Origin of the sequence: Citrobacter sedlakii (assembly GCF_018128425.1) — a bacterium.
Lineage (GTDB): Bacteria > Pseudomonadota > Gammaproteobacteria > Enterobacterales > Enterobacteriaceae > Citrobacter_A > Citrobacter_A sedlakii.
In genome coordinates this window covers 1860055-1884701 of sequence record NZ_CP071070.1, presented here as the reverse complement: position 1 = coordinate 1884701, position 24647 = coordinate 1860055, and the positions used below count along the sequence as shown (strand labels likewise).

Genomic DNA, 24647 nt, shown 5'->3' with positions numbered 1-24647 from the left:
CTCGTTATGTTGGCTGACTCACAGCAGAGCCAGCAGGAAGACCAGCTCACCCAGTTCGATGGCTGCCCCAAGCGTGTCGCCGGTTTGCCCGCCCAGCGTGCGTTTCAACAGTTGTCCAAGCAGGAAAATAGCCGCGGCAGCCACAATCATTGCCCCAACGCCGTGCATTCCCGGGAGCAGAACAGCGGCAAAAATCACTGACAGGCCGAGAGTGATACAGGTCTGGGTCCCGGTGACGTGGCCGATAAACACATTCCCCAGGCCTTCTTCCCGGGCATAGCGGTGGCGGTACATCAGCAGAACGGCTAAACCTCGTCCCACCGCACAGGTCGCCGCCAGCGCCGCCAGCATCGGCGTGCCCCGTAGCGCCAGCTCACTGACCACCAGCACTTTCGCCAGCAGAACAAAAATCAGCGCCAGCCCGCCGTGGGTGCCGAGGCGGCTGTCACGCATGATCTCCAGCATCCGCTCGCGGCTGCGCGCGGAGAAAACGCCGTCACAGGTATCCGCCAGACCGTCAAGATGAAAGCCGCCGGTCATCAACGCCAGCGCTAACACGCTGAACAGCGCCGCCAACGGAATACCGCACCAATTCTCAAACAGCAAAAACACCGCACCGCTCAGTCCCCCAAGCAACAGGCCAATGACCGGGAAGGTGATAATCCCGCGCGAATAGTGCTCAAACTCCAGCCCTGACGACCAGCGCGCCGGAACCGGTAAACGGGTGATAAAAGAGAGCATCGCCCAGAACAACTTACTCATTTAATTTTGACTCCAATGCCTGATACCACCAGCCAGACTTCATCCGCCGCAGCCGCAAGACGCTGATTAACGCGCCCGGCAATATCCCGAAAATGGCGCGCCAGCCGGTTTTCCGGAACAATCCCCATCCCCACTTCGTTCGTTACCAGCACAACCGTTGCCGGTGAGCGCTGACAGGCGCTAATGAGCGTCTGGATCTCCGCGTCAATCGCCTTTTCCAGCGCGGCATAATCCCAGCCGTCGGGATCGCTGTCGCCGCCACAGGCAAAAAGCAGATTGGTGACCATGGTCGTAATGCACTCCAGCAAAATAGCGTCGTCAGGCGCGTTATCTGCGCCAATCAGCTCATCCAGACGTTGCCAGCGTTCGGCCGTACGCCAGTGCGCTGGACGCCCGTCGCGATGATGCTGAATGCGAGCCGCCATCTCCTCGTCAACGATTTGCGAGGTGGCGATGTACAATACGTGGGGGCATTCGGCGATCAAGGCTTCCGCATGACGGCTTTTCCCGCTGCGCGCGCCGCCGGTGACGAGAATCATACGGGCTCCTGATGGTTTTGCATGATGGTATAGATTTTCTCAATATCGATGTGTTGCCGCATCGCATCCGCCAGCAGATCAAACTGCTGCGATTTATATTGCGCGTACTGAAAGGTGGAATCCAGCGGTTCCAGCCCTTTACGCATACGCAACCCATTAATCAGCGCGCGGGTAAAATCATCGCTGTCAAAAAGGCCGTGCAGGTATGTGCCAAACGCCAGCCCGTCAGCGGTTACTGCGCCATCCGCCACGTGCTCCCCGTTCTTATGCAGTTGCATCACCGGCTGGCTGTCTCCGGTCAGCGTCGTTTCGCCCATATGAATTTCATAACCGCGCAGCGGCAGCCCCGCTGCTGCTGACAGCCACCCGGGCAGCGAGGCCGACATTTTCGCATCCACCTGGGTGGTGGTTTTATGCCAGGCAAAATGGGTCACAGTGCCAAGCAGTCCCAGCCCCGGAAGGGTGCCCAGCCCCGACTCCACCTCGTCAATAATGCTTTCCCCAAGCATCTGGTAACCGCCGCAGATCCCGAAGACCGGTACATTTCTCCGGTGCGCCTGCATCACCGCGTGCGCCATGCCGCTTTCCCGTAACCACACTAAATCGCCGAGCGTGTTTTTGCTGCCAGGCAGGATCAGCAAGTCGGCATCAGCCAATTCCTCCGGCTGACGAACGTAGCGCACTCTGACGTCCGGCTGCGCCGCCAGCGCATTAAAATCGGTAAAATTGGAGATGTGCGGTACCTGAATCACCGCAATGTTGATGTCGCGTCTGTCGGTACGCAGATACTTTCCTTTTTGCAGCGCCACACCGTCCTCATCCTCCAGATCGACATCCAGCCATGGCATCACGCCCAGCACAGGGACGTCGGTCAGGTTTTCGATCTGCTCAATGCCGGAATAAAGTAGCGCCACGTCGCCGCGAAATTTATTAATGATCACCCCTTTCACCCGCGCGCGCTCATGTTCGCGCAGCAGCGCCAGCGTGCCAAAGATTGAGGCGAAAACCCCGCCCCGGTCGATATCCGCAATAAGGATCACCGGGCACTTCGCCATCTCCGCCATGCCCATATTGACGATATCCCGGTCACGGAGATTAATTTCCGCCGGACTGCCCGCGCCTTCCAACACCAGGACGTCGAATTCCTGCGCCAGACTGGTATACACCGAGAGGATCTGCTCGCGCAGGCGCGGTTTATAGTCGTGATAGCTTACGGCATCCATGTCAGTCGCCACCTGCCCCATCAACACTATCTGGGCCTTGCGATCGCTGGTCGGTTTTAACAGCACCGGGTTCATCCGTACATCAGGAGAAATACCAGCAGCTTCCGCCTGGAAAATTTGCGCGCGCCCCATCTCTTTACCGTCCGGCGTGATGCCGGAATTAAGCGCCATATTCTGCGATTTAAACGGCGCGGCGCGCAGACCGTCCTGATAAAAGATGCGGCACAGTCCCGCTACCAGCACGCTTTTACCGACGTCAGACGCCGTCCCCTGCAACATAATCGCCTGCGTCATGACGCCTCCTTGATGGAATGAAAAGTGTGTTGCCGCATGCGGCTAAAAAATTCATCTTCGGTTTTGCACAGCGGCAGCCCCAACTGCGCGTGCAGTTTGACCAGCCAGGGCGGGGTTAATCCGGCGAGTTCAATTAACGCGCTTTGGGCAAAAACGTCGCCCGGCGCACCGTACGCCAGCACTTCACCACGGTTAAGCACATAGACGGCATCGCTAACTTCATAAATGAGATCGATATCATGACTGGAAATCACCACGTGATTTCCCTGCGCCACGATACGTTTAATGATGGCGATCATCTGGCGACGACCAGAGGGATCCAGCCCCGCCGTCGGTTCATCCAGCAACAGATATTTCGCGCGCAGCACCAGTGCTCCGGCGATTGCCACGCGCTTCTTCTGCCCGTGGCTTAAACACTGGATCGGCTGCTGGCGAAAATGCCGGGCATCCACCAACGTCAGCGCATCATCAACCCGGCGGGCGATCTCATCTTCCGCGACGCCAAGATTACGCAGGCTGAAGGCGATATCGCTGTCGATATCGGTATAAAAGATTTGTTGATCGGGGTCCTGAAACACTGTCGCCACCTGCTGACGCTGCGCCAGCAGGCCGCGTTTGCTGTAGTCCAGCGGTTTCCCCTGCCAAAGTACCGCCCCCTGCTGCGGCCGCAGCAGGCCGCTCAGGTTCATGAATAACGTCGATTTCCCGCAGCCGTTCGCCCCCACCAGCCCGGTGACAGCATGTGCTGAAAAATCCAGCGTCAGCCCTTTAAGTACCTGCGTTTCCTGGTAGCGAAACCAGAGATCGGCGGTGGCAAGCATGTGATTCCTTACAGGTGAAAATCACCCTGATACAGTTTGATATCCAGCGTCGCAGTCATTTGCTGATAACGAATCAGCACCCGGGTAAACAGTAAACCCACCAGCATCGCCAGCGAACGGTAGCCTTTTGGCAAACTTTTATAACCAAAACGCAGCGTTTGCGCGCGATGAATCGCCAGCGCTTCGTCTAACAGAATAAAAATGAAGCGCCAGGTCAGCAGGATCTGCTCGGTCAGCAGGCGGGGGACATGCGCCCGCCTGAGTAACGTGATCAACTGGGGAAACGGCAGATTCAGCACCAGCCAGAAGGTAGCGGCCAGCGCAGCCAGGCTGCGCCAGAACGTCTCATTCGCCGTCTGTAAGCCTTGGGCGCTGACCCCAAGCCAGAAGTCGCCAACCGGAAACGCCGCCAGCAACGTCTGCGGATCGCGGCTAATGCTGAGGAGAATGGTAACCACGCCCACCGCTAAAAAACCAAACGGCAGCGCCATCCAGCGACACCAACGGCCAAACGAAATACGCAGCAGCCAGCAGGTTAAACCGGCTATCAGCGCCAGTTCAATACCCTGCCCCCAGGGCGGCAGGGTAAAGGCCAGCACCATCATCAGCAACCAGAACACAAACTTACGCTCCGGGGCTATATGAAGCCAACGGCTTTGGTAGCTTAGTCTGTCAAGCCCGGTCATCACGGCGTTGTCTGCCTTTGGTATAACCAAGAATATAGAAAATCACCGCCGCGCCAAGTGACCCCTGCAACGTAAACAGCAGGCTTTCAATTTCACCGCTGGCCGGCTCGTACAGCGGCTGGAACCACGGCTCATAGTGCGGCGCGACGACCTGAATCTGGCTTTCCGCTTCGCCATCCGAGCCGCCGTATTCTCCGCCGTGGTTGATAAAAAACGGCAGAATAACGAGGGCAACGACCATCGCCAGCAGTATCAGCGTCTTTTTCATCTTAATGTCCTTGTGCGGTTATGAGTTGCCGTTTCGTCAACTGGTCATAAATCATGACGGTCAACAGCCCTTCAGCGATAGCAATCGGGATTTGCGTCAGGCAGAAGATCCCCATGAATTTAATGACCGACCCGGTGGCCCCCGCCTGCGGATCCGGGAAAGCCACGCCAAGCTGGACCGACGTGACAAAATACGTCACCAGATCCGCCAGCATGGCGCAAAGAAAGACGCAGACATCACGACGCAGCCCGGCGCGACAGGCCATTTTCCACACCAGATAGCCAACAACCGGGCCAATCACCGCCATCGACATGCCGTTTGCGCCGAGCGTCGTCAGACCGCCGTGCGCCAGCAGCAGCGCCTGGAACAGCAGCACAATGGCGCCAAGCACGGCTACTACCCCCGGACCAAAGAGGATCACCGCCAGCCCGACGCCGGTAGGATGAGAACAACTGCCCGTCACAGAGGGGATCTTCAGTGCGGACAGTACAAAAATAAACGCGCCGCACAGCGCCAACAGAACCTTCTGATGGCTGTCTTCCATCACAATCTGACGCAGGCGCACCAGCCCGTACCACAGACACGGTAAAAACAGCAGCCACCAGGCGAGCGCCCACATCGGCGGTAAAAAGCCTTCCATAATGTGCATCGCGAACGCCTGCTCGGGCACGAGCATCAGCAATAGCGCCGCAGCCAGACCACTGAATGACAGCTTTTTCAGCTGTTGTTCACGTTTCATTGTGCATTCTCCCACTGTTTGTTGACCAGAATGGTCGAGAAATAAGGCAACGGCTGGTCGTCGCTAACCTCATTGAGATGTCGCCAACACTGTTCACCCGGCAGGGTGGCTTCCGACATCATCAGCGCGCACTCCAGCAACCCGGCCTGCTTCAGTAGCGCCTTAATGCGTGCGAAGCGACCATATACCTTCATCAGTACCAGGCTGTCATGCTGATGTAAGGCGCGGAGAATGTCCGCTTCCGGCGCCGTGCACGAAACTACCGCCAGCGACTGCTGCTCCATCGCCAGCGGGGTTTTCGACCGCGCGGCGATGGCGGCGAATGACGTGACGCCGGGAACAATGTCGAGCCAGTCCGGGCAGCCGATGCGCTGGAGTAAAAAGACCCAGGTGCTGAACAGCATAGCGTCGCCAAGGGTAATGAAACCCACCTGTTTTCCGGCGGTCACCGCCTGAACCAGCGCGGCGGCGACGTCGTCCCAGACAGCCTCTTTTTCCGCGCTGTCCGCGCTCATGGGAAAGTGACAACAGCGGATTTCAGTTTTCGCGCCGACATATTCGCGAACTATGGAAAGCGCCAGGCTGTCACCGCCCTTCCGCCCCGCCGGAGCATAGAGGATATCCAGCGACCCCAGAATACGGGCGGCGCGAACGGTAATCAGATCCGCGGCGCCCGGCCCGGTGCTCAGCGCGTAAAGTTTTCCGCTCATGCCGCCGCCTCCATCGCCATGTTCAGCGCCTGCTGCAGATGCGCGACAAACATCGCACGTACCGCCGGATTTTCGCCAAGTCCACTCAGCCACGGTGTCGCCGGGATACCGGCCGCATTGAACAGGGTTTTCCATGAATCCTCTTCGTCAGAAGCCATGTCGTTAATCGCATGGTCCCCCGCCACCAGCATCAGCGGCATGAGATGAACGGCACGGATGCCTTCTTTACGCAGACTGTCGATCAGCACCCCCACTTCCGGATAGCTTTCTACCGCGCCGACGCGGGCCGGAAAGCCCTGCGCGGTCATCATATGGTCAAGGCAGGCATAGGCGGCAAAGGCATGATGACTGGCGCCGTGGCCCATAAATACCACCTTTTCACCCTCGCCCAGCGTAGGCATCTGCTGCTGCAAGGCGCACATCAACTGCGTGTAGTCGTCATGACTGCTCAGCAGCGGCACCCCCAGCGTCAGACGGGAAAACAGTGGCCGCATCGTCTGCACTTCGCGAACAATTTTCTCGTATTCGTCGCCGTTAATAATGTGCAGCGACTGAATCGCCACGTCCTGATAGCCCTGTTCGGCAAGCTTTTGCAGCGCCTGCAACGGCGTGTCGATGTCGATGCCGTCCCGCTGGCGCAATTTGCGAATAATCATTCCCGAGGTAAACGCGCGAAACAGATCCCGATCGGGACAACTTGCGGCAAGATCGCGTTCGCAGGAGACAATGTTTTTCTCGCAGGTATCGTGATAGCTGGTGCCAAAGCTGACCACCAGAAGCGCTTTTTTCATTGTATGACTCCTTTAGCAGCGGCCAGCCAGCGTGACAGACGCTGAGCAAATGCGGCCTGACTTTCCAGTAATTCTTCTCCCGTCACCAGCGGCGCCGGGCGGGTAATGACGATGCAAGGGATCCCTGCATCCAGACAGGGTTGAACTTTTTCCTGATACCCCCCCTCAGCGCCTGAGGCTTTGGTTATCACGACGTCAGCCTGACACTGGCGGTAAAATGCGGCGTTAAACTCTGCGCTGAATGGACCACAAAGCGCGAATATTTCCCCGACGCCAAAGCCAAGTTCTGCGCATTGCGCTATCACTTCAGGCACCGGCAGTACCCGGGCAAACAGGGTTTTCCCCGGTAACCCCGTACGCCAGTTCGCCAAATCTTTACTGCCGGTCGTCAGCAAAACGCGCTCGCCCAGCCGTCCTGCCACTTCACAGGCGTCGGCGATACTGTTTACGGTGTAAAGCAGCGGATGCGTTAAGTCACGGAGCTGTTCGGGACGCTGATAGCGACTGAGCAAGACGCCAGCCTGCTCGCAGGCACGCATGATGTTGCGGCTCACTATTTCGGCATACGGATGAGAAGCGTCTATCACCCAGCGCGTGCCGTTTTCCTTCAACCAGTTGACCATTTGTTCCTGCTCCAGCCGTCCGCAGCGCACCTGACCTTTGATATCCCCCGCCAACTGTTTCCCGGTCGGTGTCGCCACAGACAGGGTGTACGCCACGTTGGCGGCATCCAGTTGCTGGCAGATCGCCCGGGCGTCACTGGTTCCCCCTACCACCAGCACCTCGCCGACACTCACAGTGCGTAGCCCCTTGGCGTGATCATCAGCCCCTCCCGCACATAGGTGGCTTTGTTGCCCACAATCACCAGGCTGGTCATGTCCACCGGCGTAAAATCCATTTCACCGAGCGTGGTCAACCATTTCTCCTGTTTTTTGCGGCCCGCTGACTTCACGACCCCGACCGGCGTTTGCACGCTTTTGCTGGCGGAAAGCAGTTCAAACGCCCGCGCCAGATGCCCCTCACGGCCCCGGCTGCGTGGGTTATAGAAGCAAATAACAAAGTCAGCTTCCCCGGCGGCGACGATGCGCTTTTCAATCACCTCCCACGGCGTAAGCAAGTCGCTCAGGCTGATGTGGCAAAAATCATGCATCAGCGGCGCGCCAAGCAGCGAAGCAGCGGCAATGCTGGCGGTCATGCCGGGGATCAGACGCACCTCTACGTCCAGTTGCTGCTTGCTGACCAGTTCCAGCACCAGTCCCGCCATGCCATAAATGCCCGCGTCGCCGCTACTGATCAGCGCCACATTATGTCCGGCCTGCGCCAGCTCAATCGCCGCCTGGCAGCGTTCAATCTCCTTGCACATTCCGGTTTTGATGACCTGCTTGTCGCCGGTAAAAGCTTTCACCAGATGGGTGTAGGTTTTGTAGCCCACGACGATCTCCGCCGCCTGCAACGCCTCCACCGCTTCCATGGTCATCATGGCTTGTGAGCCAGGGCCGATTCCAATTACGCTTAACATCAGTTTGAAACTCCTAAAGTAATAGTGACGCCCTGTTCCCGCAGGGTTTCGCCTAACAACTGCCCATGACTCAGCAGCCAGGCTGCCGGCCCCGACACACTTCCGACGCCTACCGTCTGGCGAACAAACGACGATGCCGGAAAGCGGTGCTCATGTTCACGCAACACGTCAGCGCTAAAGGTTTCAAACGGCACGCGCCAGCATGACGCGAGCTGAATCAACCCTTCTTCATCTTTTTTTAGCGACACGCTGCCAATGGCTTTCAGGGCGAGCGGGTCAAAACGCTGCGCGGCGAGCTGACGCGCCAGCAGCGCCGCCAGCAGCGGAAACGGCGTATCCCGACGACAGCCGATTCCGGCCACCACACGCTGCGGCACCAGCTTCCAGTGACGCACTGGAATATCAGGCAGTTCGTCACGCAAGGTGATACACACCAGCGCATCCAGCTCGGGTAACTGCCTGAGATCGGTCACGGTGATAAATCCGCGGCGGTCACAGTGGCCCACGTCTTCGTCCAGTTCGGGATCCCACCACAAACCGACCCGCTGATTGCTCACCAGCATCTGGTTGACCACTTTGACCGCCGCGCGGAAATCATTCATGCGCGCGTTAAGTTGAAAAGCGAGGGTATCCAGCGCCGCCATGTCATTAACGTCGGTCGCCGTGGTAATCACCGGATCCGCGCCTAGCATCCCCGCCAGATAGCGGGTCAGCGCATTTGCTCCGCCCGCATGGCCGGAAAGAAGGCTGATAACGTGCTGGCCGCGTTCGTCAATAACCACCACCGCCGGATCGCTGAACTTGTCGTTCACAAGCGGCGCCAGTACGCGGACCGCAATGCCGGTCGCGCCAATAAAAATCAGCGCTGAATAATGACTAAACGCGTCACGCGCCGCCTGGGCGAAACCGCCGTCAAACGGCAAAAAACCGTCCTCAAGCAGCTTCTCGCTGGTAAAACAGGTCAGCGGCAGCATCGCCGCCAGCCGTTTCGCCAGTTGCACCCCGCCGGGCGTCAGGCAAAACAGGGCAATGGATTCAGGCTTTACGGTATTCATGGCTAAAGTCCGCCGCATACAGTTTTGAGTAGTGGTACTCCTCACCCAGGAAATCCCCGACCAGAATCAGCGCCGTTTTGCGGATCCCGGCGTCACGCACGCGGTCTGCGATGTCCGCTAGAGTGCCGCGCACGGTCTGACTTTCCGGCCAGGTGGCTTTGTAGATCACCGCCACAGGGGTGGTCGCCGGGTAGCCGCCGTCAATTAGCCGTTCCGCCACCCGATGAATGCGCTGTACCGAAAGATAAATCGCCATTGAGGTACGGTGGCTGGCGAAGGACTCAAGCTGCTCCCGCTCCGGCACTGGCGTACGTCCTTCAAGCCGGGTGATGATCAGACTCTGGGACACCTCCGGCACGGTGTACTCAACGCCCAGTTCCGCCGCCGCGCCAAGAAACGCGCTGACGCCCGGCACCACTTGCCAGGGAATATCGCGTTTGGTCAGTTCCTCACCCTGCTCACGCACCGAGCCATATAACGAAACGTCCCCGGTTTGCAGACGTACCACCGTTTTCCCGGCCTTCACGCCTGCTTCCATGAGATCGAGGATCTGCTCAAGGTGCAACGCCGCGCTGTCATGGCACTCGGCTCCCTCAGGACAATACTCAAGCAGTTCGGTGTTGATCAGCGAACCGGCATAAATCACCACCTGCGCCTGTTGCAGTAAGCGGTAGCCCTTGAGAGTAATCAGCTCGCGGTCGCCCGGACCGGCACCAACGAACCACACACAGCGGGGATCAAATGTCTCAGACATAGCGTTCTTCCTTTTGACAGGCGATGACAAACACAGGGTTGTTCGGTTTGAAAAAATGGCCGCTGCCGAGCGCGGTCAGGGACGACACTTGCAGTTGCAGGCAGTCAACGTCGTGTATGTCCAACTGCTGCAAATGCGCCAGCGCGGCGTTGAGGTTTTCCTGTAAGATGAAGGTCATTACCAGACGTCCGCGCGGGTGCAACTGGCGCAGCGACCAGTCAATAAGCCCGGTCAAATGGCCGCCGCTGCCGCCCATAAACACCGCGTCGGCTTTTTCGGTCAACATCATGGGGGCTTCCCCCGGCAGGATATCGATATTCGGACAGGCAAAATGTTGACGATTCTCGTCCAGCAGCCGTAGCGCCGCCGGGTTACGTTCGATGGCCGTCACATGCAAAGAGGGATGGCGTAACGCCGCCTCTATAGAGACGCTGCCCGTTCCCGCGCCAATATCAATCAGGTGACTGGCCTGGTGTAGCTCCAGTTTTGCCAGCGCAATCGCCCGTACCGCCTCTTTGGTCATCGGCACGTTTCCGCCGCGCAGAAAAAGCTCATCTTTCATCTAAGATCACCACCGCATTCATCTCGTAGTCGGCCTGCACCTCACTGGCGCGCAGCCAGTGGATCCGTTCATTGTCCATCGCCAGGTTCTCGCCAATCACCATCCAGCTATCGCCTTTGCCGCGCGCCACCAGTTGCGCGGCGATATCCCGCGGCCCGCACTGCGCGTCGGTGACCATCGCCACTTTGCGATGCGCCGCCAGCGTATCGAAGCAGACGCTGCGCCCGTGGCTGCTGGTTAACCACATGTCATTCATGTCGATACCTGACCGGGCGCAGAGATACTGCACGGCGCTGATCCCGGGAATAATGCGTACCCGCTCAATGCCAAAGTGCGCGACCAGCCGCGTACCGATGCCATAAAACAACGGATCGCCAGAGGCGAGGACCACCACATTTTTATCCCGCTGCGTCTCAATCCATGCCAGCAGCGCCGGAATATTGGCGCCGAGCGTAAACCTTGCCCCCTGAAACGCCGGAAACTGCTGCAAGTGACGTTTACCTCCCACCAGCACGTCGGCATTCGCCACCGCGTCCCGCGCGGCAGGCGTCATCAGATGCAAGCCCGCAGGCCCCATTCCTGCCACCGTTAACATTGCAACTCCTGAGCTATCGCCCCGAGAGGACGGTTGCTTCCCAGTACCTGGTTATCGAACGAGAACATAATGGCGTCGCAGGTCGGCGGGGTTTTGGTAAAGCGCAGCATCTGCTTCACGCGCAGGCAGATGCGTTCCGCAAGATGGTCATAAATGCGCTGATAGCCATACGCGTCGATATGTTCCATCGCCGCCTCGGTAGTGTCGCAGTCGCTGACCTCTCTCAACAGCGCCAGCGGTGCGCCGAGCAGCGCCAGGTGCGCCACCAGCGTTTCCATTCGCGCATCGGCAATATGGCTATGGGTATGGAAGATCCCGGCAGCGATTTTGATTAACTTCCCCGGATGACCGACCAGAACGATGTGGCGGAAACCGAGCCGCACCGCTTCTTCAATCATGTAACCGACGAAGTTACTCATGGTGACCACCACTTTGCTGTCAATCCCCATTTGCTCGCGCACGAAGCGCTCGCCATGATTGCCCGGCACCAGCACCACCCGTTCAAGCCCCTCGGCGCGCTTAATCTCCAGCTCCAGCGACAGGGATCGTTTCCAGCTTTCCTCCGACATTGGCGTCACGATGCCGGTGGTGCCGATAATGGAAATGCCGCCAACGATCCCCAACCGCGAGTTGTAGGTTTTTTGCGCCCGCGCTTCGCCTTCCGGCGCGAATATTTCAATTTCCGCGCCGCGCGCCGGGCCTATCGCCTCTCGCACCGCCGATTCAATGGTATGACGTGGCGTGCGGTTAATAGCGGCGCTGCCAATCGGCAGACCAATACCTTTACGCGTAACGGTGCCAACCCCCTCCCCGCCCAGCAGCGTTATTTCACCGCTGTCGTTCAGCGTCACGCGGGCGAAAATCAACATGCCGTGTGTAGCGTCGACATCATCCCCGCCGTCTTTGCGGATCGCGGCAATCGCCTGCTGGCCTTCAATGTGCGGTGATTCCACATTGAGGCACAGCGTGACGCCGGACGGCGTAACGATGGAAATCTGATGGATCAAATGCTGGCGCAGCACCATCAGCGCCGCGACTTTTGCCGCCGCCGTGGCGCACGAACCGGTGGTATAGCCTTTTCGCAACGCTTTACCGTTGTGCCAGACGGGAGCATCAAACGTCTGATCGCTCATCGCGCCCCCTCAAGGTGATAAAGGATGGCGTTGATAATTGCCGCTGCGACGTTGCTGCCGCCTTTACGTCCGAGGGCGGCAATCGCGGGTAATGGGCTGCGCGTCAGCGCCTCTTTTGATTCCGCCGCTCCGACGAATCCGACCGGTACGCCGACCACCCCATTCACCGCCGCATCATGTTCAAGCAGACGAAATAACGCGGTGGGGGCATTGCCGAAAACAAACACTTTCTCGCTCTCTTCCGTCACGGCAATATCCACGGCCGCCATTGAGCGAGTGATCCCCTGTGCTTTCGCCTGCGCCACCACCCGCGGATCGCTGATGTAGCAACGGCACTCACCGCCGAATTTCGCCAGTAGCGTTTTGTTGATCCCCGACAGCGCCATCGTGGTATCGGTGTAGATCACTGACGGACGACGCAGCGCCGCACAAAGTCGGGAGAGTGCATCATCGGAAAACCAGAGAATATCGAGCCAGTCAAAATCGGCGGTGGTGTGGATGACACGCTTGATAATGGCCTCATGCAGTGGGCTGGCGAAGCGGTATTCCGGGCGCGTTTCATGGATGATCTCGCCAATGATGTCGAAGCTTTTGGCCTCTATCGCCATCGGTTGTTGGATGTAATGCATTGTTTAATCCTCAGGCCATGCCAACCACCAGCCAGCGCGTCAACATAAACAGCGCCAGGGCCAGCGTGGACGCAACCCACATCAGTCGAATCGTTTGGGGAATGTCATTTACGGTAATCTCGCGCTGCGCGTCGCCAATCCACGGCTTTTCAACGCGCTCGCCAAAATAGTCATTTGGACCGCCGAGGCGAATGCCCAGCGCGCCGGCCACGGGCGCTTCCGCCCACGCGCAATTGGGGCTGCTGTGGTTATAGCGATCGCGCCAGCCAATACGCAGGGCGCGCGCGCCGTCGTTGCGGCACAAAAATGCCGCGGCGCTCAGCAGCAGCCAGCTCAACCGGGCGGGAAGAAAGTTTGCGAGGTCATCAAGACGGGCGCTGACCATGCCGATCGCCCGGTACTTTTCGTGCTTGTAGCCCACCATCGAGTCCAGGGTGTTGACCGCTTTATAGGCCATCGCCAGCGGCGCGCCGCCCAGCATAAGAAAGAACAGCGGCGCAATAATGCCGTCGACGGTATTTTCTGCGACGGTTTCCACCACCGCCCGGTTTATTTGTTGTGGAGCCAACTGCGAGGTGTCACGACCGACAATCCACGACAATTTTTCCCGGCTGGCGGCGAGATCCCCCGCGCGCAGCGGGCGCTCCACGTCTCTGGCGGCATTGGCCAGACAGCGACCGGCCAGCACGGTGAAAATCATCCACACCTCCACCAACCCGCCCAGCCACGGATGGATCAGCCGGGCGGCGGTCAACGCGCCCCAGGCCGCCGCCCACGTCACCCCCACCACCACCAGCCACATCACGCCGCCACCGATGCGCAGCGCACGCTCGCTGTGACAATGACGACGAACCGTCCGCTGTACGACGGTAATCAGGTTGCCTATCCAGCGCACCGGGTGCGGCCAGTGCTGCGGGTCGCCAACCATAACGTCGAGGAGCCAGGCGACACACCACGCAAGCAGTGTCATAACGCCTCCCTCGCCGCCTGCAGCCAGCGGGTCAGCATGAGCGGACGTTGGGCAAAATGGACATGCAGATAACTGGCGAAAGTATTACCTGCCTGCCAGCCGCCGGACCACTGCTGCAGCGTTTTACCGTCGCGCACCTTGTGACAGGCCATCACGGCGGAAATTTGCGGGAAAAAATCGGAGTAGTGAAATTCATGGCCGCGCAGGATTTCGCCTTCCGCCGCCAGCAGGGTTGGCTGCAGCGCCTGCGCTTCGCAGTAGCCAAAGCGGGTCAACCGTTCCCCCATTTTGCTGTAACCGGGAAGGATATCCGCCATGTAATGCACGAATCCACCGGCGTCCTCCAGTTGCGTACCGAGGTACATTAACCCGCCGCACTCGGCATAAATGGCGACGCCACGCTGGTGCGCATCGCGCAGACTCGCCAGCATCGTGCCGTTAGCCGCCAGCGCGCTGGCATGCAGTTCAGGATAGCCGCCACCCAGCCAGACCATCTGACAGTCGGGTAAAACCCGGTCATGCAGCGGGCTGAAGCGGACGATCTTCACGCCGGTACGCTCCAGCAACGTCACGTTATCGGGATAGTAAAAATTAAACGCTTCGTCGTCGGCCATCGCCAGCGTGAGTCCCTTTCCGGCGTCCTGTGCGGGCAATTCCGGCCATGCGCCCTGTGGTAAGGTTGCTATTTCGCTTAGCGCTAAAAGGTGGTCGATATTGAGCGTCTGCTCCAGCGTAGCGGCAAAATCCAGCCAGGGTTGCTGTGTCACCACCGACTCGCGGGCAGTCACCAGTCCAAGATGGCGCTCCGGCAGCGTAACGCCCTCAACGTGCGGCACATAACCCAGCACGGGCACTGCGCAATAGCGCTCAATCGCCGTTTTAAGCAAGTGAAAATGCGCTTCGCTGTTGACGCGATTTACCATCACGCCCGCGAGGTTAAGCGTCGGGTCGAATTGCTGAAATCCCATTACCGTCGCGGCAATGGAGGTCGAAACGGCCTTGCCATCCACCAGCAGGATCACCGGACACCCAAGTTGTTTCGCCATCGCCGCGGTACTGCAATAGCCGGGATCGGTGCCGTATCCGTCGTAGAGTCCCATCACTCCTTCGATAACGGCGATATCCGCCCCCTGCATCTGCTCGCAAAACAGCGCATTGAGGACGGGTTCGGGAAGCATAAAGCTGTCGAGATTACGGGAAGGTGTACCGCAGACCGCCGTATGCCAGGCGGTATCCAGGTAGTCAGGGCCGACTTTACAGGGCTGGACGCGAAGCCCTCGTTGTTTTAGCGCGCTAAGCAGACCCAACGTAACCGTGGTTTTTCCACAGCCACTCCCGGTACCTGCCAGAACAAACGCATACTGCTGTGCCGCCATGACCCTGATCCTGTTCAGGGTGGTAGGGATGTACTGACATCCAGTCTTTCGACTGTCTGTTTTAAAGCAACCCACTTCCCACCGAAGTTGTTGAATGTATCCGACAGGCAGGTCTTCTGGCTTAGCGTCATCCTCTCCCGTCCTTCCCAATCTTGCGATCAGTGGTCTTTACGGGGTCGTCAGCATCACAGCAGCGGGGGCTGCGGGGGATTTTCACCCCCTTCCCTGACACAAATGTGTCTAACCTGTCGGCGTCAATGATGAACAGACTGGCATCTGCTCATCATCTTAAACCTTTTTTAACGCATTCTTTTTCGCGCGGGTATTGGAACCCTCAACGGCAAAACAATGCCGGATTAACACGCTTCTTTCTGAAAAGACACGCAGAAGAATAATGAAAACCCTTCACAATGAAACTGTATCTCATCACAAAAATAAAAACTGGCGAAGTTTACGCTGCAAATTTTGATATTTTATTGCGCTATGACAATTTATTGCTGCGCCAAATAAAATAAACCGCGAATAATGGCTCGCTCACGGGAAATATCAAAAATCGGCAATAGCAAAATATTGCTATTTACGCCGATTCTACCGGTAAATTTTCTGCGGCCTGCTGCCGATATGCCTGCGGCGTCACCTGATAAGTCTGACGAAATACTTTGCAGAAATAACTGGTTTGAGAAAAACCTAAATTGCGGGCAATACTGGCAATGCTCCAGTCACTATGGCAAAGCAGTTCCCGCGCGCTGGCCATACGCTGTTGATTCACCCATGCGTTAAAGCCGATCCCCTGATATTTTTTGAACAACTTGCTGAAATAGTACGGGCTGAGGTAGACATGTGAAGCCACGTCTTCAAGGCGTAAATCGTCGGACAAATGGGCATCAATATAGCGCAGCGCTTTTTTCATTTTGCTGTCATGCGGGCTGGGCGCACGCGCCGGACGCGACGGTTCCGCGCTCTGTTCGCTGTCTTTGATTACCACAAAATTCAGCTGTTTTTTCAGGCAGTTTTCGACAATTAGCTTCAACAAATCCGCAGATGCCATCACTCGCGAGTAGTCCATTTCCGGGACGTTGCGAAATTCATTGAGCAGTTCCGGGTCGGCCTGCCAGCGGTCGTCAACGTTGAGAATATCGACCAAATCAACCCCCTCATCGTTACGCAGACGCACCTGACCACACAATACGAACCCAACCAGATGCCCGGCGATAACCAGGGGGATAGAAAAATCGGTTAACCCGGCATGGCAACGGTAGATACAGGGCTGATCCGATTTCGAGGCTTCCAGCCCTCCGCAGCGATCGCTCATCCGGCAGCGGGTGCTGTGCTGAGGATGTTGACGCATCAGCTGACAAAAAGGCGTGAAATTAAATAGCTCAGAAATCTCATCACCGTGAATATTGACAACCACAACGGCCAGGCTTGTGGCTTGCGCAAAATCCTGTGCGATTTTATTAATGAGTTCTGAGTTCAGGGTACTCGCAGAAATCATGATAAAATCCCTCAGTTAATCCATTGTTATAATTAAAACATATTTTTTACATTTACTTTTTGTCATCGGCTGTCCTTAGTTAATGACTGAAAGCCAAATGACAATAACAAAAGTCTCCCGGGCTGGGGAGACTTTTTAGTCAGTTCGGGAAAGCAGATCACGAAATCGTTATTGATTTCGTGATAATAACCTTGCTGCTCAGGAAGAGGCGTTCGTTTCCTCAATTTTACAGGCATTGCAGGGCAAATTTTTGCCAATGAAAAAGCGATAAATGGCTGCGCCGCCGCATGCGCCAATCACCGGTGCAATAATCGGCACAATAAAGTAAGGAATATCCCGCCCGCCGGTCATCGCAATATCCCCCCAGCCAGCCATCCAGGTGAACAGCTTAGGGCCAAAATCACGGGCTGGATTCATCGCAAAGCCAGTCAACGGCCCGGTGGACGCGCCGATAACGGCAACCAGGATCCCGATAAGCAGCGGCGCCAACGGCCCTTTTGGCACACCGTTGCCGTCGTCCGTCAACGCCATAATCAGTCCCATCAGAATCGAGGTGATAACCACTTCGACGCCAGCCGCCTGCCACACGTTCAGCGCAGCCGCCGGATAAGTACTGAAAATACTGGCCAGGTACAGACTGTCGACGCTACCGCGCACCATGTTGTGGGCGGTTTCATACTCGGTGAACAAACTGCCATACAGCAGATAGGCCAATACTGCGCCGCCAAACGCCCCTGCCACCTGGGCAACGGTGTAAGGCAACACTTTGCGCCCCGGAAAACAGGCAAAAAGCCAGAGCGCGACGGTAATCGCCGGGTTGAGATGCGCCCCGGAGATCCCCGCTGTCAGGTACACCGCCAGGGAAATACCCAGACCCCAAATGATGCAAATTTCCCAGAGACCGAGGCTGGCGCCAGCGACTTTCAGAGCGCTAAGACAGCCGATGCCAAAAAACAGAAACAGCCCGGTGCCCAAAAACTCGGCAATACATTGCGCTTTCAGTGAATCATTCATTGTGACACCTTCTTAGAAGCGTTCGTGTCTGACCAGCGGACCCTTGCTGGCCGTAGAGTACAACGACACTTACTATAAAAACGGCTGGCTGAAAATTGTTGGCAAACTGAACCTGCCGGGGCTCTGAAAAATCGTGTTGAGATAACAAATTTTTGCCATTGCATTATTCACAAACAGGCATTAACCACGCAGTCAGGCATTTAAACCGCAAACTTAAAGATAATAAAAATTCGTTATTTGCAGGTTTCCTTTTTTCTATAAAGGTCACACTTCCCTTTCCCGCCCATAACAAAATAAATTATTTATGTCACGCCTGAAAATGTAAAAATGGAATCACAAAAACCAATTTTTACTATTCATAAAAATATCAACACCCTTTAAAAACAGTCACATAAAACAATTCACACCAAATTAATCACATTTAGCGCCAACTATTTTTCCACGCATACTGTCAAGTCAGCCATTCTTTTTCCTCGCTTCTTTTTATAGTCATGAATATCGGGACAACCCACGCGAGGTCTTTATGCAACAAGAAGCATTAGGAATGGTAGAAACCAAAGGCTTGACTGCCGCCATAGAGGCCGCAGACGCCATGGTGAAATCGGCCAATGTCATGCTGGTCGGCTACGAAAAAATTGGCTCAGGCCTGGTAACCGTCATCGTTCGCGGTGACGTCGGCGCCGTAAAAGCGGCGACCGATGCCGGTGCTGCCGCGGCAGGCAACGTGGGAGAAGTGAAAGCCGTACACGTTATTCCGCGCCCGCATACCGATGTTGAAAAAATCTTACCGAAGGGAATTAACCCATGAGCAGCAATGAACTGGTTGAACAGATCATGGCACAGGTAATCGCCCGTGTGGCGACACCTGCGCAAACGGGTACCCCTGATACACCCCATCCAAAACGAGAGACGGCTATGGCAGAGAAAAGCTGCAGTTTAACGGAATTTGTAGGCACCGCGATTGGCGACACCGTCGGTCTGGTTATCGCTAACGTCGACAGCGCTCTACTTGAAGCAATGAAGCTTGAAAAGCGCTATCGCTCCATCGGCATTCTGGGGGCGCGTACCGGCGCGGGTCCGCACATTATGGCGGCAGACGAAGCGGTAAAAGCCACCAACACCGAAGTGGTCAGCATTGAACTGCCGCGCGACACCAAAGGCGGCGCCGGTCACGGTTCGCTGATCATTTTGGGCGGGAATGACGTTTCTGACGTCAAGCGGGGGATCGAAGTCGCATTAAAAGAACTCGACCGCACTTTTGGCGATGTCTATGGCAACGAGGCCGGGCACATCGAGCTTCAGTATACCGCCCGCGCCAGCTATGCGCTGGAAAAAGCCTTCGGCGCTCCTGTTGGCCGCGCCTGCGGCGTGATTGTCGGCGCGCCGGCATCGGTCGGCGTACTGATGGCGGATACCGCCCTGAAATCCGCCAATGTCGACGTTGTCGCGTACAGCTCGCCAGCGCATGGCACCAGCTTCAGTAACGAAGCGATTCTGGTGATTTCCGGCGACTCCGGCGCGGTGCGTCAGGCGGTTATCTCCGCGCGTGAAATCGGCAAAACCGTGCTGGCGACACTCGGTAGCGAACCGAAAAACGATCGCCCGTCCTATATCTGATATCCGTGAGGCTCATTCATGAGATCGAAAAGATTTGAAGCACTGGCGAAACGCCCTGTTAACCAGGACGGGTTCGTTAAGGAGTGGATCGAAGAAGGCTTCATTGCGATGGAAAGCCCGAACGATCCGAAACCCTCGATTAAAATCGTTAACGGCGCGGTAACCGAACTGGATGGCAAATCCGTCAGCGAGTTTGACCTGATCGACCACTTCATTGCCCGCTACGGCATTAACCTGGCGCGCGCGGAAGAGGTGATGGCGATGGACTCCGTCAAGCTCGCCAATATGCTGTGCGATCCAAACGTGAAGCGCAGCGATATTGTGCCGCTCACCACCGCAATGACCCCAGCGAAAATTGTCGAAGTGGTCTCCCACATGAACGTGGTTGAGATGATGATGGCAATGCAGAAAATGCGCGCCCGTCGCACGCCGTCTCAGCAGGCCCACGTCACCAACGTTAAAGATAACCCGGTACAGATCGCCGCTGACGCCGCCGAAGGGGCATGGCGCGGTTTTGACGAACAGGAAACCACCGTTGCCGTCGCGCGCTATGCGCCGTTCAACGCTATCGCTCTGCTCGTAGGTTCGCAGGTGGGGCGTCCTGGGGTTCTCACCCAGTGTTCACTGGAAGAAGCCACAGAGTTAAAGCTCGGTATGCTGGGCCACACCTGCTACGCCGAAACCATCTCTGTTTATGGTACCGAACCGGTATTTACCGACGGTGACGATACGCCGTGGTCGAAAGGGTTTCTCGCGTCCTCTTATGCCTCTCGCGGACTGAAAATGCGCTTCACCTCCGGTTCCGGCTCAGAAGTGCAGATGGGCTACGCGGAAGGGAAATCCATGCTTTACCTCGAAGCGCGCTGCATTTACATCACCAAAGCGGCTGGCGTTCAGGGACTGCAAAACGGTTCGGTGAGTTGCATCGGCGTTCCGTCCGCCGTTCCTTCCGGGATCCGTGCGGTACTGGCTGAAAACCTGATCTGTTCGTCACTGGATCTGGAATGCGCCTCCAGTAATGACCAGACCTTTACCCACTCCGATATGCGCCGGACCGCCCGCCTGCTGATGCAGTTTCTGCCGGGAACGGACTTTATCTCGTCCGGTTATTCCGCGGTGCCGAACTACGACAACATGTTTGCCGGCTCCAACGAAGACGCAGAGGACTTCGATGACTACAACGTTATTCAACGTGACCTGAAGGTCGACGGCGGTCTGCGTCCGGTCCGCGAAGAAGACGTTATCGCCATTCGTAACAAAGCGGCGCGCGCGCTGCAGGCAGTATTCGCCGGGATGGGCCTGCCGCCGATCACCGATGAAGAAGTGGAAGCCGCCACCTACGCGCACGGCTCGAAGGATATGCCGGAACGTAACATCGTTGAAGACATTAAGTTCGCTCAGGAGATCATCAATAAGAACCGAAATGGTCTGGAAGTCGTGAAAGCGCTGGCTCAGGGCGGCTTTACCGACGTGGCGCAGGACATGCTTAACATCCAGAAAGCGAAGTTAACCGGGGACTATCTGCACACCTCCGCCATCATCGTCGGCGACGGACAAGTGCTCTCTGCGGTCAATGACGTCAACGATTATGCCGGTCCGGCAACAGGTTATCGCCTGCAGGGCGAACGCTGGGAAGAGATTAAAAACATCCCTGGCGCACTTGATCCCAACGAGCTTGGCTAAGGGGTGAACAATGGAAATCAATGAAAAACTGCTGCGCCAGATTATCGAAGACGTGCTGTCTGAAATGCAGACCAGCGATAAGCCGGTCTCCTTTCGCGCGCCGGGTAGCGCTGCCGCTTCTGCCGCTCCAACAGGAGACAGCTTTCTGACCGAAATCGGCGAGGCGAAACAGGGCACGCAACAGGACGAAGTGGTCATTGCGGTCGGTCCGGCGTTCGGTCTCTCTCAGACAGTCAACATTGTTGGCTTGCCGCATAAGAGCATCCTGCGCGAAGTGATTGCCGGCATTGAAGAAGAAGGCATCAAAGCGCGCGTGATTCGCTGCTTTAAATCCTCCGACGTGGCGTTTGTCGCGGTCGAAGGCAACCGACTGAGTGGCTCCGGTATCTCTATCGGCATTCAGTCGAAAGGCACCACCGTGATCCACCAGCAGGGGTTGCCGCCGCTTTCTAACCTGGAGCTGTTCCCGCAGGCGCCGCTGTTGACGCTGGCGACCTACCGGCAGATCGGTAAAAACGCCGCGCGCTATGCCAAGCGTGAATCGCCGCAACCGGTGCCGACGCTGAACGACCAGATGGCGCGTCCGAAGTATCAGGCGAAGTCGGCCATTCTGCATATTAAAGAGACGAAGTACGTCGTAACAGGCAAAAACCCGCAGGAACTGCGCGTGGCGCTTTAATAAGGATCCCTTTATGAATACCGATGCAATTGAATCGATGGTTCGGGACGTGTTGAGCCGCATGAACAGCCTGCAGGGCGACGCGCCTGCCCCGGCGGCGGCGGTAAGCCATTCAACTCAGACCGTTAAAGTGACCGATTACCCGCTGGCGAACAAACATCCGGAATGGGTGAAAACGGCCACCAATAAAACGCTGGATGATTTCACCCTGGAAAACGTCCTCAGCAATAAAGTCACCGCCCAGGATATGCGTATCACACCGGAGACGCTGCGTATTCAGGCCGCTATCGCCCGGGATGCCGGACGCGACCGCCTGGCGATGAACTTTGAACGCGCTGCCGAACTGACCGCCGTACCTGACGATCGCATTCTTGAGATTTACAACGCACTGCGTCCTTACCGCTCAACGAAAGATGAGCTGATGGCCATCGCGGACGATCTCGAAAACCGCTATCAGGCGAAGATCTGCGCCGCCTTTGTGCGCGAGGCCGCGACGCTGTACGTCGAGCGTAAAAAACTGAAAGGCGACGATTAACGTTAAGGAAACGCGATGCGATATATAGCTGGCATTGATATCGGCAACTCATCAACAGAAGTCGCTCTGGCGACCCTCGATGATACTGGCAAGCTGACCATTACCGGCAGCGCGCTGGCGGAAACCACCGGAATAAAAGGCACATTACGTAATGTGTTTGGCATTCAGGAGGCGCTTACGCTTGCGGCCAAAAACGCCGGCATCACTGTCAGCGATATTTCGCTCATTCGCATAAACGAAGCCACGCCGGTGATTGGCGATGTGGCGATGGAAACCATTACGGAAACCATCATCACCGAGTCCACTATGATCGGTCATAACCCCAAGACGCCAGGCGGCGTTGGTCTGGGGGTGGGCATGACTATCACGCCGGAAGAGCTTCTGACACGCGCGGCAGATGCACCTTACATTCTGGTGGTATCGTCGGCATTCGACTTCGCCGATGTCGCCACCATGATCAACGCCGCTGTTCGCGCGGGCTATCAGTTAACCGGCGTCATTTTGCAGCAGGATGATGGCGTACTGGTCAGTAACCGACTGGAAAAACCGCTGCCTATCGTTGACGAAGTGCTGTACATCGACCGAATTCCACTCGGCATGCTGGCGGCTATCGAAGTCGCCGTACCGGGCAAAGTCATCGAAACCCTGTCTAACCCGTACGGCATTGCCACCGTCTTCAACCTGAACGCGGACGAAACGAAAAACATTGTACCGATGGCGCGCGCCCTGATTGGCAACCGCTCCGCCGTCGTCGTTAAAACCCCCTCGGGAGACGTGAAGGCACGCGCCATTCCCGCCGGGAATATTGAGCTGCATGCGCAAGGCCGTACAGTGCGCGTTGACGTCGCCGCAGGGGCTGACGCCATTATGAAAGCGGTTGGCGACTGCCCGAAACTGGATAACGTCACCGGTGAAGCTGGCACCAATATTGGCGGTATGCTTGAACACGTTCGCCAGACCATGGCGGAACTGACCAACAAACCCAGCAACGAAATTTTCATTCAGGATTTGCTCGCCGTCGACACCTCCGTGCCGGTTAGCGTCACGGGCGGACTGGCCGGCGAGTTTTCGCTGGAACAGGCCGTTGGCATTGCCTCTATGGTGAAATCCGACCGTCTGCAAATGGCGATGATCGCCCGGGAGATCAAAGGAAAGCTGAACGTTGACGTTCAGGTTGGCGGCGCAGAAGCCGAAGCCGCCATTCTTGGCGCGTTAACCACGCCAGGCACCACTCGTCCGCTGGCCATTCTCGATTTAGGCGCGGGATCTACCGACGCTTCGATCATTAATCCGAAAGGGGAAATTATCGCCACCCACCTCGCCGGCGCAGGCGATATGGTGACGATGATCATTGCCAGAGAGCTTGGACTCGAAGACCGTTACCTGGCGGAAGAGATCAAAAAATATCCGCTGGCGAAAGTGGAAAGCCTGTTCCATCTGCGTCACGAAGATGGCAGCGTCCAGTTCTTCCCTTCCCCGCTCCCTCCAGCCGTGTTTGCCCGCGTTTGCGTTGTCAAACCCGACGAACTGGTGCCGCTGCCGGGTGAACTGGCCCTGGAAAAAGTGCGTGCGATTCGCCGCAGCGCTAAAGAGCGTGTTTTTGTCACCAATGCCCTTCGCGCGCTGCGTCAGGTCAGCCCTACCGGCAACATTCGCGATATTCCATTTGTGGTGCTGGTGGGCGGATCGTCTCTGGACTTCGAGGTACCGCAACTGGTGACTGATGCGCTGGCGCATTACCGGTTAGTCGCCGGGCGCGGCAACATTCGCGGAACTGAAGGTCCGCGAAATGCCGTCGCCACGGGCCTGATCCTTTCCTGGCATAAGGAGTTCGCCCGTGGACAGTAACATCAGCACGCCAGCCATTGTGATCGCCCCCATCGGCGACTGTCTTACCGTCTGGCAAGAGGTGCTGCTCGGTATTGAAGAAGAAGGCATTCCGTTTGTCATTCAGCCCCAGAGTGTCGGAGACGTCGTCCACAGCGCCTGGCAGGCGGCACGCCTGTCGCCACTGCTCGTCGGCATCGCCTGCGACCGGGAAAAACTGGTGGTGCATTACAAGAATTTACCCACTTCAGCGCCGCTGTTTACGCTGACGTATCGCCAAAACAGCCTTGACCGGCGAAGTACTGGAAACAACGCGGCAAGGTTAGTCAAAGGGATCCCTTTCCGGGATCTCAATGCTTAATCCACAGGAG

Annotated in this window: 28 protein-coding genes and 1 riboswitch; of the genes, 7 read left to right on the top strand and 21 right to left on the bottom strand. The window is 57.0% G+C overall.

The genetic code is table 11. The annotated features are described in order from the left end of the window. Positions 1–18: 18 nt before the first annotated feature. From cobS to pduF, 21 genes are all read right to left on the bottom strand, one after another. Entirely contained in the window at positions 19–762 is a 744-nt protein-coding gene (cobS, locus tag JY391_RS08905) for an adenosylcobinamide-GDP ribazoletransferase (RefSeq protein ID WP_060570635.1), read from the bottom strand. Next, positions 759–1301, bottom strand: a complete 543-nt coding sequence (cobU, locus tag JY391_RS08900) for a bifunctional adenosylcobinamide kinase/adenosylcobinamide-phosphate guanylyltransferase (protein WP_042284113.1) — start codon at positions 1299–1301, stop codon at positions 759–761. The genes cobS and cobU overlap by 4 nt, the downstream gene beginning before the upstream one ends. Beyond that, on the bottom strand, positions 1298–2818 hold the full coding sequence (locus tag JY391_RS08895) for a cobyric acid synthase (RefSeq protein WP_211935598.1): 1521 nt from the start codon (positions 2816–2818) through the stop codon (positions 1298–1300). The genes cobU and JY391_RS08895 overlap by 4 nt, the downstream gene beginning before the upstream one ends. Then, a complete protein-coding gene (locus tag JY391_RS08890; RefSeq protein WP_211935597.1) occupies positions 2815–3639 on the bottom strand; it encodes an energy-coupling factor ABC transporter ATP-binding protein in 825 nt (274 codons plus the stop codon). The genes JY391_RS08895 and JY391_RS08890 overlap by 4 nt, the downstream gene beginning before the upstream one ends. An 8-nt stretch (positions 3640–3647) precedes the next feature. Continuing rightward, positions 3648–4325, bottom strand: a complete 678-nt coding sequence (locus JY391_RS08885) for an energy-coupling factor ABC transporter transmembrane protein (protein WP_200034808.1) — start codon at positions 4323–4325, stop codon at positions 3648–3650. Further along, positions 4312–4593, bottom strand: coding sequence for an energy-coupling factor ABC transporter substrate-binding protein (locus tag JY391_RS08880; RefSeq protein ID WP_042284121.1), 282 nt, complete (start codon positions 4591–4593; stop codon positions 4312–4314). The genes JY391_RS08885 and JY391_RS08880 overlap by 14 nt, the downstream gene beginning before the upstream one ends. A gap of 1 nt (position 4594) precedes the next feature. Beyond that, on the bottom strand, positions 4595–5332 hold the full coding sequence (gene cbiM / locus JY391_RS08875) for a cobalt ECF transporter S component CbiM (protein ID WP_060570639.1): 738 nt from the start codon (positions 5330–5332) through the stop codon (positions 4595–4597). Continuing rightward, the gene (locus JY391_RS08870) at positions 5329–6042 is read right to left on the bottom strand and encodes a cobalt-factor II C(20)-methyltransferase (RefSeq protein ID WP_060570640.1); all 714 of its coding nucleotides are present in this window, start codon (positions 6040–6042) and stop codon (positions 5329–5331) included. The genes cbiM and JY391_RS08870 overlap by 4 nt, the downstream gene beginning before the upstream one ends. Continuing rightward, positions 6039–6833, bottom strand: coding sequence for a sirohydrochlorin cobaltochelatase (gene cbiK, locus JY391_RS08865; protein WP_200034078.1), 795 nt, complete (start codon positions 6831–6833; stop codon positions 6039–6041). The genes JY391_RS08870 and cbiK overlap by 4 nt, the downstream gene beginning before the upstream one ends. Next, positions 6830–7630 (bottom strand): cobalt-precorrin-6A reductase, encoded by an 801-nt coding sequence (locus JY391_RS08860; RefSeq protein WP_211935596.1) that lies wholly within the window; start codon positions 7628–7630, stop codon positions 6830–6832. The genes cbiK and JY391_RS08860 overlap by 4 nt, the downstream gene beginning before the upstream one ends. Further along, positions 7627–8352 carry a precorrin-3B C(17)-methyltransferase gene (locus JY391_RS08855; protein ID WP_205613081.1) on the bottom strand — a complete coding sequence of 242 codons (726 nt, stop codon included), beginning with the start codon at positions 8350–8352 and terminating at the stop codon, positions 7627–7629. The genes JY391_RS08860 and JY391_RS08855 overlap by 4 nt, the downstream gene beginning before the upstream one ends. After that, entirely contained in the window at positions 8352–9407 is a 1056-nt protein-coding gene (gene cbiG, locus JY391_RS08850) for a cobalt-precorrin 5A hydrolase (protein WP_205613082.1), read from the bottom strand. The genes JY391_RS08855 and cbiG overlap by 1 nt, the downstream gene beginning before the upstream one ends. Then, the gene (locus JY391_RS08845) at positions 9388–10161 is read right to left on the bottom strand and encodes a cobalt-precorrin-4 methyltransferase (protein ID WP_060570644.1); all 774 of its coding nucleotides are present in this window, start codon (positions 10159–10161) and stop codon (positions 9388–9390) included. The genes cbiG and JY391_RS08845 overlap by 20 nt, the downstream gene beginning before the upstream one ends. Continuing rightward, positions 10154–10723, bottom strand: a complete 570-nt coding sequence (locus JY391_RS08840) for a decarboxylating cobalt-precorrin-6B (C(15))-methyltransferase (protein ID WP_211935595.1) — start codon at positions 10721–10723, stop codon at positions 10154–10156. Before JY391_RS08840 ends, JY391_RS08845 begins: the two co-directional genes overlap by 8 nt. Beyond that, positions 10713–11318 (bottom strand): cobalt-precorrin-7 (C(5))-methyltransferase, encoded by a 606-nt coding sequence (locus JY391_RS08835; RefSeq protein ID WP_200034090.1) that lies wholly within the window; start codon positions 11316–11318, stop codon positions 10713–10715. Before JY391_RS08835 ends, JY391_RS08840 begins: the two co-directional genes overlap by 11 nt. Beyond that, entirely contained in the window at positions 11312–12451 is a 1140-nt protein-coding gene (gene cbiD, locus JY391_RS08830; RefSeq protein ID WP_199956751.1) for a cobalt-precorrin-5B (C(1))-methyltransferase CbiD, read from the bottom strand. Before cbiD ends, JY391_RS08835 begins: the two co-directional genes overlap by 7 nt. After that, on the bottom strand, positions 12448–13080 hold the full coding sequence (locus tag JY391_RS08825) for a cobalt-precorrin-8 methylmutase (RefSeq protein ID WP_042284148.1): 633 nt from the start codon (positions 13078–13080) through the stop codon (positions 12448–12450). Before JY391_RS08825 ends, cbiD begins: the two co-directional genes overlap by 4 nt. A gap of 10 nt (positions 13081–13090) precedes the next feature. After that, positions 13091–14050, bottom strand: coding sequence for an adenosylcobinamide-phosphate synthase CbiB (cbiB, locus tag JY391_RS08820; RefSeq protein WP_205613084.1), 960 nt, complete (start codon positions 14048–14050; stop codon positions 13091–13093). Beyond that, entirely contained in the window at positions 14047–15426 is a 1380-nt protein-coding gene (locus JY391_RS08815) for a cobyrinic acid a,c-diamide synthase CobB (protein WP_211935594.1), read from the bottom strand. The genes cbiB and JY391_RS08815 overlap by 4 nt, the downstream gene beginning before the upstream one ends. A gap of 89 nt (positions 15427–15515) precedes the next feature. Then, a riboswitch (cobalamin riboswitch) is annotated at positions 15516–15690 on the bottom strand. A gap of 313 nt (positions 15691–16003) precedes the next feature. After that, positions 16004–16921, bottom strand: a complete 918-nt coding sequence (gene pocR / locus JY391_RS08810; protein ID WP_042284155.1) for a transcriptional regulator PocR — start codon at positions 16919–16921, stop codon at positions 16004–16006. A gap of 198 nt (positions 16922–17119) precedes the next feature. Beyond that, positions 17120–17935: a propanediol diffusion facilitator PduF gene (gene pduF / locus JY391_RS08805; protein WP_060570649.1), complete on the bottom strand. Its 816-nt coding sequence runs from the start codon at positions 17933–17935 to the stop codon at positions 17120–17122. A gap of 523 nt (positions 17936–18458) precedes the next feature. On the opposite strand from pduF, the gene pduA reads away from it, so the two are divergent. From pduA to JY391_RS08770, 7 genes are read left to right on the top strand one after another with little or no spacing between them, the layout of a single operon-like run. After that, on the top strand, positions 18459–18743 hold the full coding sequence (gene pduA / locus JY391_RS08800) for a propanediol utilization microcompartment protein PduA (RefSeq protein WP_042284159.1): 285 nt from the start codon (positions 18459–18461) through the stop codon (positions 18741–18743). Beyond that, a complete protein-coding gene (gene pduB, locus JY391_RS08795; RefSeq protein WP_042284162.1) occupies positions 18740–19552 on the top strand; it encodes a propanediol utilization microcompartment protein PduB in 813 nt (270 codons plus the stop codon). The genes pduA and pduB overlap by 4 nt, the downstream gene beginning before the upstream one ends. An 18-nt stretch (positions 19553–19570) precedes the next feature. After that, the gene (pduC, locus tag JY391_RS08790; protein ID WP_181822979.1) at positions 19571–21235 is read left to right on the top strand and encodes a propanediol dehydratase large subunit PduC; all 1665 of its coding nucleotides are present in this window, start codon (positions 19571–19573) and stop codon (positions 21233–21235) included. A gap of 10 nt (positions 21236–21245) precedes the next feature. Further along, positions 21246–21914: a propanediol dehydratase medium subunit PduD gene (gene pduD / locus JY391_RS08785; RefSeq protein ID WP_042284166.1), complete on the top strand. Its 669-nt coding sequence runs from the start codon at positions 21246–21248 to the stop codon at positions 21912–21914. A 13-nt stretch (positions 21915–21927) separates the two neighbouring features. Continuing rightward, positions 21928–22449, top strand: coding sequence for a propanediol dehydratase small subunit PduE (pduE, locus tag JY391_RS08780; RefSeq protein WP_181822978.1), 522 nt, complete (start codon positions 21928–21930; stop codon positions 22447–22449). 15 nt (positions 22450–22464) lie between these two features. Then, positions 22465–24297 (top strand): diol dehydratase reactivase subunit alpha, encoded by a 1833-nt coding sequence (locus tag JY391_RS08775; RefSeq protein ID WP_211935593.1) that lies wholly within the window; start codon positions 22465–22467, stop codon positions 24295–24297. Continuing rightward, positions 24287–24637, top strand: coding sequence for a glycerol dehydratase reactivase beta/small subunit family protein (locus JY391_RS08770; protein WP_042284173.1), 351 nt, complete (start codon positions 24287–24289; stop codon positions 24635–24637). The genes JY391_RS08775 and JY391_RS08770 overlap by 11 nt, the downstream gene beginning before the upstream one ends. Positions 24638–24647 lie beyond the last annotated feature (10 nt).

Bases quoted from the DNA above. Each gene is read 5' to 3' on its own strand.
- JY391_RS08880 (WP_042284121.1), bottom strand. From the start codon at position 4,593: ATGAAAAAGACGCTGATACTGCTGGCGATGGTCGTTGCCCTCGTTATT.
- cbiD (WP_199956751.1), bottom strand. From the start codon at position 12,451: ATGAGCGATCAGACGTTTGATGCTCCCGTCTGGCACAACGGTAAAGCG.
- pduB (WP_042284162.1), top strand. From the start codon at position 18,740: ATGAGCAGCAATGAACTGGTTGAACAGATCATGGCACAGGTAATCGCC.
- cobU (WP_042284113.1), bottom strand. From the start codon at position 1,301: ATGATTCTCGTCACCGGCGGCGCGCGCAGCGGGAAAAGCCGTCATGCG.
- cbiG (WP_205613082.1), bottom strand. From the start codon at position 9,407: ATGAATACCGTAAAGCCTGAATCCATTGCCCTGTTTTGCCTGACGCCC.
- JY391_RS08840 (WP_211935595.1), bottom strand. From the start codon at position 10,723: ATGAAAGATGAGCTTTTTCTGCGCGGCGGAAACGTGCCGATGACCAAA.
- cobS (WP_060570635.1), bottom strand. From the start codon at position 762: ATGAGTAAGTTGTTCTGGGCGATGCTCTCTTTTATCACCCGTTTACCG.
- pocR (WP_042284155.1), bottom strand. From the start codon at position 16,921: ATGATTTCTGCGAGTACCCTGAACTCAGAACTCATTAATAAAATCGCA.
- JY391_RS08855 (WP_205613081.1), bottom strand. From the start codon at position 8,352: ATGTTAAGCGTAATTGGAATCGGCCCTGGCTCACAAGCCATGATGACC.
- JY391_RS08870 (WP_060570640.1), bottom strand. From the start codon at position 6,042: ATGAGCGGAAAACTTTACGCGCTGAGCACCGGGCCGGGCGCCGCGGAT.
- JY391_RS08835 (WP_200034090.1), bottom strand. From the start codon at position 11,318: ATGTTAACGGTGGCAGGAATGGGGCCTGCGGGCTTGCATCTGATGACG.
- pduD (WP_042284166.1), top strand. From the start codon at position 21,246: ATGGAAATCAATGAAAAACTGCTGCGCCAGATTATCGAAGACGTGCTG.
- cbiM (WP_060570639.1), bottom strand. From the start codon at position 5,332: ATGAAACGTGAACAACAGCTGAAAAAGCTGTCATTCAGTGGTCTGGCT.
- pduF (WP_060570649.1), bottom strand. From the start codon at position 17,935: ATGAATGATTCACTGAAAGCGCAATGTATTGCCGAGTTTTTGGGCACC.
- JY391_RS08890 (WP_211935597.1), bottom strand. From the start codon at position 3,639: ATGCTTGCCACCGCCGATCTCTGGTTTCGCTACCAGGAAACGCAGGTA.
- cbiB (WP_205613084.1), bottom strand. From the start codon at position 14,050: ATGACACTGCTTGCGTGGTGTGTCGCCTGGCTCCTCGACGTTATGGTT.
- cbiK (WP_200034078.1), bottom strand. From the start codon at position 6,833: ATGAAAAAAGCGCTTCTGGTGGTCAGCTTTGGCACCAGCTATCACGAT.
- pduA (WP_042284159.1), top strand. From the start codon at position 18,459: ATGCAACAAGAAGCATTAGGAATGGTAGAAACCAAAGGCTTGACTGCC.
- JY391_RS08895 (WP_211935598.1), bottom strand. From the start codon at position 2,818: ATGACGCAGGCGATTATGTTGCAGGGGACGGCGTCTGACGTCGGTAAA.
- JY391_RS08815 (WP_211935594.1), bottom strand. From the start codon at position 15,426: ATGGCGGCACAGCAGTATGCGTTTGTTCTGGCAGGTACCGGGAGTGGC.
- JY391_RS08845 (WP_060570644.1), bottom strand. From the start codon at position 10,161: ATGTCTGAGACATTTGATCCCCGCTGTGTGTGGTTCGTTGGTGCCGGT.
- JY391_RS08885 (WP_200034808.1), bottom strand. From the start codon at position 4,325: ATGACCGGGCTTGACAGACTAAGCTACCAAAGCCGTTGGCTTCATATA.
- pduE (WP_181822978.1), top strand. From the start codon at position 21,928: ATGAATACCGATGCAATTGAATCGATGGTTCGGGACGTGTTGAGCCGC.
- JY391_RS08775 (WP_211935593.1), top strand. From the start codon at position 22,465: ATGCGATATATAGCTGGCATTGATATCGGCAACTCATCAACAGAAGTC.
- JY391_RS08825 (WP_042284148.1), bottom strand. From the start codon at position 13,080: ATGCATTACATCCAACAACCGATGGCGATAGAGGCCAAAAGCTTCGAC.
- pduC (WP_181822979.1), top strand. From the start codon at position 19,571: ATGAGATCGAAAAGATTTGAAGCACTGGCGAAACGCCCTGTTAACCAG.